The sequence below is a fragment of the Photobacterium sp. OFAV2-7 genome (assembly GCF_022347985.1).
Lineage (GTDB): Bacteria > Pseudomonadota > Gammaproteobacteria > Enterobacterales > Vibrionaceae > Photobacterium.
The window spans coordinates 1-8,835 of sequence record NZ_JAKRFQ010000107.1; the positions used below are offsets into that span (position 1 = coordinate 1).

Genomic DNA, 8,835 nt, shown 5'->3' on the forward strand with positions numbered 1-8,835 from the left:
GATCTGAACTTGTTGTAAAAATTGCTCAACATGCTCACTTTGGTTGGCTTCTGCACGGAACAGGGTCAGGTAGGTATAAGGGGGCAAAAATGCCTGCCTGCGCTCGTCAAGTGCACTGACAGTAAACTGGTCATAGCCTTTGTGCAGCAAAGCTTGCAGCAGGGCATGTTCGGGATGGTGAGTCTGCAATATTACTTCACCGGGTTTGCTCGCTCTACCTGCCCGTCCGGCTACCTGGATGAACAACTGGGCCAGACGTTCGGATGCCCGGAAGTCATTGCTGAACAAGGCACTGTCGACATCGATCAGGCTGACCAGAGTGACATCCGGAAAGTGGTGTCCCTTGGCCAGCATCTGGGTTCCGATCAGAATTTGGTATTCGTTATTTTTTATCGCTTCGAGATAGCTCTCGAGGCTGCCTTTGCGGCGGGTGCTGTCTCTGTCGATGCGTACGGTCTTGTATTCGGGAAATAAAGTTGCCAGCTGCTGCTCCAGCTGTTCGGTACCCACCCCGACGGCATTGAGCTGAGTCGAGCCGCAGTTGCCGCATTGTGGCATCATCGGACGCTGGGTGGCACAGTGGTGGCAGCGAAGCTCTCCCGACTGCTGGTGGAAAGTGTAGTAGGCATCACAGCGTTTGCATTCGGCGAGCCAGCCGCACTCGTGGCAGATCACGGCCGGGGAATAGCCGCGACGGTTGAGAAACAGCATTACCTGGTTACCGGCCTCGAGGTGCTTACGCATCCGGGCAATGAGCGGAGCAGAGAGCCCTGCCTCCAGATAGAGCCCTTTGACATCCAGCACACCGTGCCGTGCTTGCTGGGCATTGCCCGCCCGGCGGGTCAGTGTCAGGTGATGGTATTTACCGGTTTTGGCATTGTGGAGGCTTTCCAGTGCCGGGGTGGCCGAGCCGAGGATCACCGGAATGTTCTCCCGGTTAGCCCGCATCACGGCCAGATCCCGGGCATGGTAGCGCAGGCTGTCCTGCTGTTTGTAGGACGCATCGTGCTCTTCGTCGACGATGATGATGCCGAGATTATCAAAGGGGGTGAACAGTGCCGAGCGGGTGCCGATAATAATGCCAGCTTGGTTATCCCTTCCGGCCAGCCAGGATGACAGCCGTTCGGTGTCATTCAGCCCGGAGTGAACGGTTTCCAGCGGGATGTTGAATCGGCGGCGGAAGCGGTTGATGGTCTGTGGGGTCAGGCCAATCTCGGGGACCAGGATCAGCGCCTGTTTGCCAGCTGCTAGCACTGGCTCGAGCAGGTTGAGGTAAACCTCGGTCTTGCCGGAGCCGGTTACCCCCTCCAGTAAATAGCAGCCAAATTCCGGATTTGCATTGACGGTAGCAACCGCCAATGCCTGCTCGTCGTTGAGCTTCGGCTTTTCTTCGGTAACGGCAAAATCACGCAGCCAGTCCCTGCGGTCTGGGATTTCTTCGAGGGCTTCGATCCAGCCTTTGTCACTCAGTGTTTTCAGTATTGCCGAACTGACCTCCTCGGCCAGCAGGCTTTCATGGCTGCTTTTGCCATGGCGCAGGGTGTTGAGTACCTGAGCCTGTCGCGGGGCGCGGCTTAATGCGGCTAGCGGCTGGTCTCGTCCGGCTTCGGTAATTTGCCACATTTTCAGGCTGCTCGGGGCTGCTTCGCGTCCTTTGCGTAACAGTGTCGGCATGGCATTGGCTAGCGTATCGCCGAGCGGATACTGGTAATAGCTACTGGCCCAACTCAGTAAGCTGAATAAAGGCGGCTGCCACAGCGGCTCGCTATCGAGCACGGCGCTAATCGCTTTTAGCTGGGCTAGAGGGAAATCGGACTGATCCGTGAGTGTCATAACAATCCCGACGAGCTGCTTTGGGCCAAAAGGAACCCGTACCCGGCCACCGATAACGGGAGCTTGACCAGGCTTTATCAGATAATCAAAGTGCTTATCTAAGGGAACAGGAAGAGCCACGCGGGCAATGTTGGGCGTCATAACTAACCGAATAATCCACATATACTAAGATTAGGAAGTGTACCTTGCCCGGCTGCGGGCGCAAAGCGGTGAAAAAAGGAGCGCATTAGTTGATCTGGGCGACGTGATTGATTACTATACGCCGCCTAATTTATCGTATTGGTGTCAGCTTGCTGGTAGCCAAACGTTATACTGTTATTAACGCGTGTGGTGCCCGGCTTAGGATCGGGAGAGCGACACGGCCTTAGCTTTGAGGTTATCCCATGAAACAAGGTATTCACCCAGAATACACAGCAGTGAACGCTAAATGTTCTTGCGGCAACACTTTCGTATTTAACTCTACTATGGGTAAAGACATCAACCTTGATGTATGCGACAAGTGTCACCCTTTCTACACTGGTAAGCAGCGTCAGGTTAACACTGGTGGTCGTATCGACAAGTTCAACAAGCGTTTCGGTGCGCTTTCTAGCAAGTAATTGCCAGATGAATTTCGAAAAAGGGATGCGCATGCGTCCCTTTTTTTGTTTGCAGACAATACCTGGCGCGGGCAAATTTAGTCTTTTCCTCTATACCTTTCTCTGTTACTCTGCTGACACATCACCTTGCTCTGCTTCAGACATTGCCGAAACAAACTGATGTTCATCCTTTGATGGACTTGCCATCCAGTATGCCAGTACTGATGCTCCGACAATCACCGCGATAGCAATACGCTTGTTATTATTCATAAAGGCTTCGCAATCAAAAATATGCTAATCAGATAGCAAGAGGGCTTATTTGCCCTCTTGCTTCTGAATATTAGTTGAGTAAATCAACTGCCAGCTGTGACATTGTCACGTTATCAGAACCATCAACATAACGATAATAGTTCCCAGTCAGCCAATACTTTTCATCTGTCGTATTCACTGTCAGCGTCTTACCATTTGTCAGTGTCGTTTGATGATTTGCTGCTGTGACTTGCCCGCTATGTGTATTGCTAATCAATCCGCCATGGCTGTAGCCGTCTCCCATAAGCAACGGATAATGATCGGGCATGAAATCACTGACACCACTTGATTGCGTTGCCAGCTTGCCATCGTAGGCAACACTCATCGAGCAACTATTAAAATCACCGGCTTGGCTTGCACCACATGTGGAATGACTGGCAACAACACCATCATCATGTCCAGGCAAAAAGCCTGCAGTTAAGTTGAAGTAGTCCGACCCATCTCCGGTAAAGCGTACTCTTGGGATCCGGCCATCTGGTATAGGGGCTAGCTGACGGGCATTCGCCACTTTTAGATCATTCAACACACCGGTATTTGAACTAGTCGGGATTTCGCCCAGCCATAACTTAATCGCCGACTTAAGCGCACCGTTAACCCAGCCGCTTCCCTCGGCCACATTGATCGCCAAATCACCAAGCTCCGAACCACCTCCGGCACCTGCAAAATCGAAGGTCGCCAGAATATTCAGCGGCTGTAGACCGGCATTTTCCAACCAGTTCGCCTGGTTATCCAGCATATAGCGTGCAACAAGATCACCCGTTGAGTGAGTCACAAAAATACAGCCATTACGGCATGTCTGATTTTTCGCTAACTCCTGCAACTTCGGCCAGATATAATCTGACGAAATCTTGCCAGCTACCCTTTCCTGAGAGGGCCAGTCAATACGATCATCTGCTTTTGCGAGCCAGAAGTCGCGCCAATAATCAGCACCTTCCTGTTCGACGGCCTGGCGATCGGGTTTTGTTTGCAATTGATCAGCCTGAAAACCGTGGATCAAAATGATAGGGTGCTCACCAATTGCCGCATTCGCAGAAAATGAGAGCGTAGCCAACGCTGCTAAGATACTCTTAGTTACTGTCTTCATTGTTATCATTTCCGTTGCATATGGAACAATGAAGAGTAGAAGCTCTAATTTAGTTCAGCAAATATGATATCGGACCAGTGTCGCGTAATTTTAAAACGATCACGTTATCAATAAGTAAGGTAATCATGATGGATAAGGCAAATATCACCCATCAACCGGGCTCGCCGGAGTATTTAATACCAGTTGATAAAAGCCCAAATCGAGCCAGCGACCAAATTTAAACCCAGCTTGGTGGATAGTGCCCGAATGGGTGAAACCCAGCTTTTGATGCAAATAAATACTGCCCTCATTCTCCAGATCAATAGCACCAATAATGACATGATAGTGTTGCTGCCTGGCACGCTCAATGAGCTCTTTCATTAATGCTTTGCCAACTCCCCTTCCCCTGAAGTCCGGGTGAAGATAAACAGAGTGCTCGACCGTGTATTTAAAAGCAGGTTGTTCACGAAAACGTCCATAGCTCGCAAACCCCATCAACTGACCATGCTCGTCTATGGCGCCAATAACCGGATAGTCGGCTTTTTCCTTGGTGTTAAACCATGACACCATGTTATCCATTGTTCGCGGCTTATAGTCATACAGCGCGGTTGAATTAATTATCGCATCATTAAGAATGGTTAAGATCTCATTTGCATGAGAATCAAAATTGCAGCTAATAAACTTCATATCTTTGAATAACATCCTTTGTTCCACATCCCTCTAGCGCATTCAAGCTATCCCCATAATTCCATAGGGTCAACACTCTTTTGCGTTGTAGGGCTAGCACAGATGTGTTGGTGAGCGACGGTAAAGCACATCAGGGACGCCTTCTTCGTTATTACTGCCGTCGCTAAAGGCTATAGCAACAAAACCGTGGTGCTCATAGAATAGACGCGACGATGTATTTTCTTCAAAGGTGTATAACTGTACGGGCTTGCCTTTAAAATAAACCAATGCATCAGAGACAAGCAACGAACCTATTCCCTTTCCGGTGTGTGACGGTAATAAATACAACTGCTCTATCCAACCTGCACCGTCTTGATCTGACATCGCGCACAAACCTACAATTTGAGTATTCTCAACCGCTACCATGACCCTGTGGCAAGGGATCAGATACTCATTAATCCAGTTAAAAACGGCCTCATCACTGTGTGCCAAAGGGGCAAATGGCAGTAGCTGCTTTCTTGAAGCCAGCATCACATCAGTTACCGCCCTGGCATCTGAAGCCACCGCTTGTCGCAACGTAATATGGCAAGGTGTTCTCATTAACGTCGTCCCTGTTAATTCGTTTTAGTCACTTAGTGTTCAGTTACTATGATCAGTCTTGGCTTTCATTGCCCACTGAAGAAACAAAGCTACCGGAAAAGGAGATATCAACACGCCGCCTGTCCCAATCAAACTACTAATTACCAGCATACCGTTAACTGTTTGGTCAACCTCAGTTGCCATTAGCAATGCGATTCCTGCAACCACCATCAGTAGCCCCACCACATGTAGCACTTTAAACAACCGGATTAATGGATACGTCTTATCTTCCTTTGTCATTAGTATCGAGCTCTTCCATATTGCTGGTTCTTTTATAGCGTCGATATTATCATTTTCAGCTCGATATGCTCATCAATTTACCAGCGCAATTATTGATCACACCCTGCGCATAAATAATTGCAATACGCTGATATATCATTGATCCTTATATTAATAATATTGACACCAGTGAGGAGAATCCATGGAGCGGGTTCAATACTGGGTAAAAGAGCTGCTGGAAGCTGGCGAATCCAGTGATGACTTAAATCGAATTGTCCGCAATTTCGGCCATTTTCTTGGTGCCGATATTAGTCTTGTATTTCTTGGTTCCCCCCCATTTAAAGGTAAGCAGTGGATCCTCCATGACGGGATCAATAATAACGATTTAGGCTTTTATTTACGTCACTCTCGGGATGATATCTATTTACAGCATTATCTTAGCAGTTCGCTAACTGGTCACATGGCTACTTTACAAGAGATGCTGCCAATCAAAAAAATCAGTGATGGTTGGTTTATCCAAGAAATGATTCCTCGAATGGCAGTTAATTTTTCAGTAAGTGGGATTTTTCCCATTTCAGACGGAAAAATCTTATCGCTTAGCTTCCATCGCTATAATCAACCGTTTTCCTTCAAAAGCCACCAACTCATGCAGCAACTTCTTGAAGCGCTAGCCCCTTGGGGGCAATTTTTTATCGCGCGTAATACCCTAGAAAGCCTCTATGGCTCTGCACCTATTTCCCGAGGAATGTTGAGACTTCCCGACACTTTGACCCAGGCTGAACATAATGTCGTGTCATTGCTTGCTCAAGGCTATGACGGCAGTGAAATAACTGCGATTCGCGGCGTGTCAAAAGAAACAACAAAGTCGCAGATCAAAAGTATCTTGCACAAAACCGGATGCCGCCATCAAAACCAGCTGATCAACCAGATCTACTGCGGGTTTGAAAAGTAAATTATCTGAGCTAACAAGCTGATAGTAAAAGCATATATAATGCAACCCTTGTATACTTATTACTGTATATCTCTTTTTAATCTCCCAACACGGATCTTGCGATGGAAGCAGAACAGCTAGAAATACTTAGTTTTATCAGCCAGTTCCCTCCTTTTGATAACTTACCAGAAGAAAAACAAAAACAGGTAGCACTACAAATCGAGGTATCCTATTACCGAGCCGGTACTATGATCTTCAGCTTAGGCGATGAGATTCACGACCTTTTCCTGATCCGTAGCGGAGCCGTCGAAATTTACCGACGAAAAGGCGAGCTTTATAACCGCATTGATGAGGGCGATCTGTTCGGCCAAATGGGCTTGCTGATGAACAACCGTGTCCGTATGCCGGCGAAGGCTATTGAAGATACGCTGGTTTATTGTATCCCTGAAGACATGTTCAACAGCCTTTACGATGAGTTCGATACTTTTGCAGACTTCGTCGAGGTTGAAGACAGTGCCCGACTGCGTAATGTCGTTTCCACCCATACCGACGCCAATGATCTCACCACCTCCAAGGTTCGGACTCTTTTGACTCGCGATCCCTTCCTTATTGCAAAGGACGAGTCGATTCAGGTTGCCGCTCAAACTATGGCTGAAGAAAACACATCTTCCCTATTGATCACCGATCCTGAAGCCTCAATTGATGATGAAGACAGGGACCACCTTGTCGGCATTATCACTGACAGAGACTTGTGTACGCGCGTACTTGCCAGCGGTATTGATGTCTCTACCCCGGTATCGGAAGTGATGACTACCGAGGTAATTTGCCTCGATCACAATGCCTATGTCTTCGAAGCCATGCTTACCATGCTGCGCTATAACGTCCATCACCTTCCGGTATTGCGCAAAAAGCATCCGATTGGGGTCATTGGTCTGACTGATATCGTTCGCTATGAGTCGCAAAACAGCCTATTGCTGGTTAGTACCATTTTCCAGCAGCAAAGTGTTGAAGAATTGCAGACATTATCTGAACAGGTCAAAGACTGCTTTGTCCGTATGGTCAACGAAGATGCCAACTCACATATGGTGGGAAGCGCAATGGCGGTAATTGGCCGCAGCTTTAAGCAACGCTTACTCGAGCTTGCTGAAGAAATTCAAGGCCCGCCGCCCATTCCCTACTGTTTCCTCGCTCTTGGTTCAATGGCCCGAGACGAGCAGTTAATCGTAACCGATCAGGATAATGCGCTTATTCTGGACAACAGCTACGATGAAAAGCGACATGGAGAGTATTTTGCCCAGCTAGCTAAATTTGTCTGCGACGGACTCGCAGCATGCGGTTACAGCTACTGCCAGGGCGACGTGATGGCTACCAACCCGGAATGGCGTAAAACACGTAAGGAATGGGAAGAATGCTTTGGTGACTGGATTGATAACCCCAAGCCAAAGGCATTATTAAATAGCTCGATCTTCTTTGACCTCGATGGTGTCTGGGGACGAGTAAAGTGGGCCGAACAACTCAATAGTTTTATTATTCGAAGAGCCAGAAAGAATAACCGCTTCCTGGCTTGCCTTGCCCGCAACGCAATCAGCCGTACGCCACCACTTGGCTTTTTCAAAGATTTCGTGATGGAAAAAGACGGTCGCCACAACAACTCGATTAACCTAAAACGCCGCGGTACAGCACCACTTGCCGACCTGATCCGTGTTCATGCTCTCGCCGTAGGTTCTCGCTCGCAAAACTCGTTCGAACGACTGGATGACATCATAGAAGCAGGAATACTGCCCAAAGGACGTGGGCAGGATCTCCGTGATGCCATGGAGTTTATCTATATGGTCCGTATTCGACACCAGGCACTGGATATCGAAGCCAAAACTGAGGCAGATAATAGTATTGAGCCTGAAAATATGTCTGACTTTGAACGCAGAAACCTCAAGGCGGCATTCCAGATCCTGAGTAATGCACAGAACTTCATCAAGTTCCGTTATCAAGGCAACAGACGATAATGACAAAAGACAAAAAGCAAAGATCACTGCTTACCAATACTAATACACCTGACTGGCCGACTTTTTTCACGACCTTGCTTGATCAAGCTAAAGATTCTCGCCTGCAACAGTACTATTCTGCCGGCATGATCAGTGGTGATACACCGCTAAAAGATGTTCCTTTTGTAGCACTGGACTTCGAGACCACCGGACTTGACCCCAAAAGCGATGAAATCATCAGTATCGGGCTGGTTCCCTTTAACCTTCAGCGTATTCGCTGCAGGGAATCTGCCCACTGGGTCGTGAATCCGCATCGGCCTCTCGACGAGCAGTCGGTTGTAATCCATGGTATTACCGATTCAGATGTCAGCGATGCACCCGATCTGCTACGTATTCTGGAGAAGGTACTCGATGCCCTTGCCGGAAAAATTGTCGTTGTTCACTATCAGAGAATTGAACGAGAGTTTATGAACAGTGCACTTAAGGCACGTCTAAATGAGGGGATTCACTTTCCGGTTATCGACACCTTAGCGATCGAGTCTGCCATACAACATCGTCAATTTGGTGGCTTCTGGAATCGACTACAAGGCAAGAGACCCGGTTCTGTGCGATTGGGGA

10 protein-coding genes are annotated in these 8,835 nt (G+C 48.3%); 4 read left to right on the top strand and 6 right to left on the bottom strand.

Going from position 1 to position 8,835, the window contains the following annotated elements; all coding sequences use genetic code 11:
• On the bottom strand, positions 1–1,974 hold a 1,974-nt coding region (priA, locus tag MHN01_RS08615; protein WP_239410976.1), incomplete at its 3' end, for a primosomal protein N'.
• A 242-nt stretch (positions 1,975–2,216) separates the two neighbouring features.
• Here priA and rpmE point away from each other — a divergent pair.
• Positions 2,217–2,429 carry a 50S ribosomal protein L31 gene (rpmE, locus tag MHN01_RS08620; RefSeq protein ID WP_075762978.1) on the top strand — a complete coding sequence of 71 codons (213 nt, stop codon included), beginning with the start codon at positions 2,217–2,219 and terminating at the stop codon, positions 2,427–2,429.
• Between the two features lie 105 nt (positions 2,430–2,534).
• Here rpmE and MHN01_RS08625 read toward each other — a convergent pair whose 3' ends face one another.
• From MHN01_RS08625 to MHN01_RS08645, 5 genes are all read right to left on the bottom strand, one after another.
• The gene (locus MHN01_RS08625; RefSeq protein WP_239410977.1) at positions 2,535–2,678 is read right to left on the bottom strand and encodes a hypothetical protein; all 144 of its coding nucleotides are present in this window, start codon (positions 2,676–2,678) and stop codon (positions 2,535–2,537) included.
• Positions 2,679–2,748: 70 nt separating this feature from the next.
• Positions 2,749–3,801 (bottom strand): hypothetical protein, encoded by a 1,053-nt coding sequence (locus MHN01_RS08630; RefSeq protein ID WP_239410978.1) that lies wholly within the window; start codon positions 3,799–3,801, stop codon positions 2,749–2,751.
• Between the two features lie 144 nt (positions 3,802–3,945).
• Complete coding sequence (locus tag MHN01_RS08635; protein ID WP_239410979.1) at positions 3,946–4,482, bottom strand: GNAT family N-acetyltransferase; 537 nt, start codon at positions 4,480–4,482, stop codon at positions 3,946–3,948.
• Positions 4,483–4,560: 78 nt separating this feature from the next.
• Positions 4,561–5,046 (bottom strand): GNAT family N-acetyltransferase, encoded by a 486-nt coding sequence (locus MHN01_RS08640; protein WP_239410980.1) that lies wholly within the window; start codon positions 5,044–5,046, stop codon positions 4,561–4,563.
• 39 nt (positions 5,047–5,085) lie between these two features.
• Positions 5,086–5,325, bottom strand: coding sequence for a hypothetical protein (locus MHN01_RS08645; RefSeq protein ID WP_239410981.1), 240 nt, complete (start codon positions 5,323–5,325; stop codon positions 5,086–5,088).
• A gap of 181 nt (positions 5,326–5,506) precedes the next feature.
• On the opposite strand from MHN01_RS08645, the gene MHN01_RS08650 reads away from it, so the two are divergent.
• From MHN01_RS08650 to MHN01_RS08660, 3 genes are all read left to right on the top strand, one after another.
• Positions 5,507–6,256 carry a helix-turn-helix transcriptional regulator gene (locus MHN01_RS08650; RefSeq protein WP_239410982.1) on the top strand — a complete coding sequence of 250 codons (750 nt, stop codon included), beginning with the start codon at positions 5,507–5,509 and terminating at the stop codon, positions 6,254–6,256.
• A gap of 101 nt (positions 6,257–6,357) precedes the next feature.
• Positions 6,358–8,238: a DUF294 nucleotidyltransferase-like domain-containing protein gene (locus tag MHN01_RS08655; RefSeq protein ID WP_239410983.1), complete on the top strand. Its 1,881-nt coding sequence runs from the start codon at positions 6,358–6,360 to the stop codon at positions 8,236–8,238.
• The coding region (locus tag MHN01_RS08660) for a 3'-5' exonuclease (RefSeq protein WP_239410984.1) at positions 8,238–8,835 on the top strand (598 nt) is incomplete at its 3' end. The genes MHN01_RS08655 and MHN01_RS08660, both read left to right, overlap by 1 nt.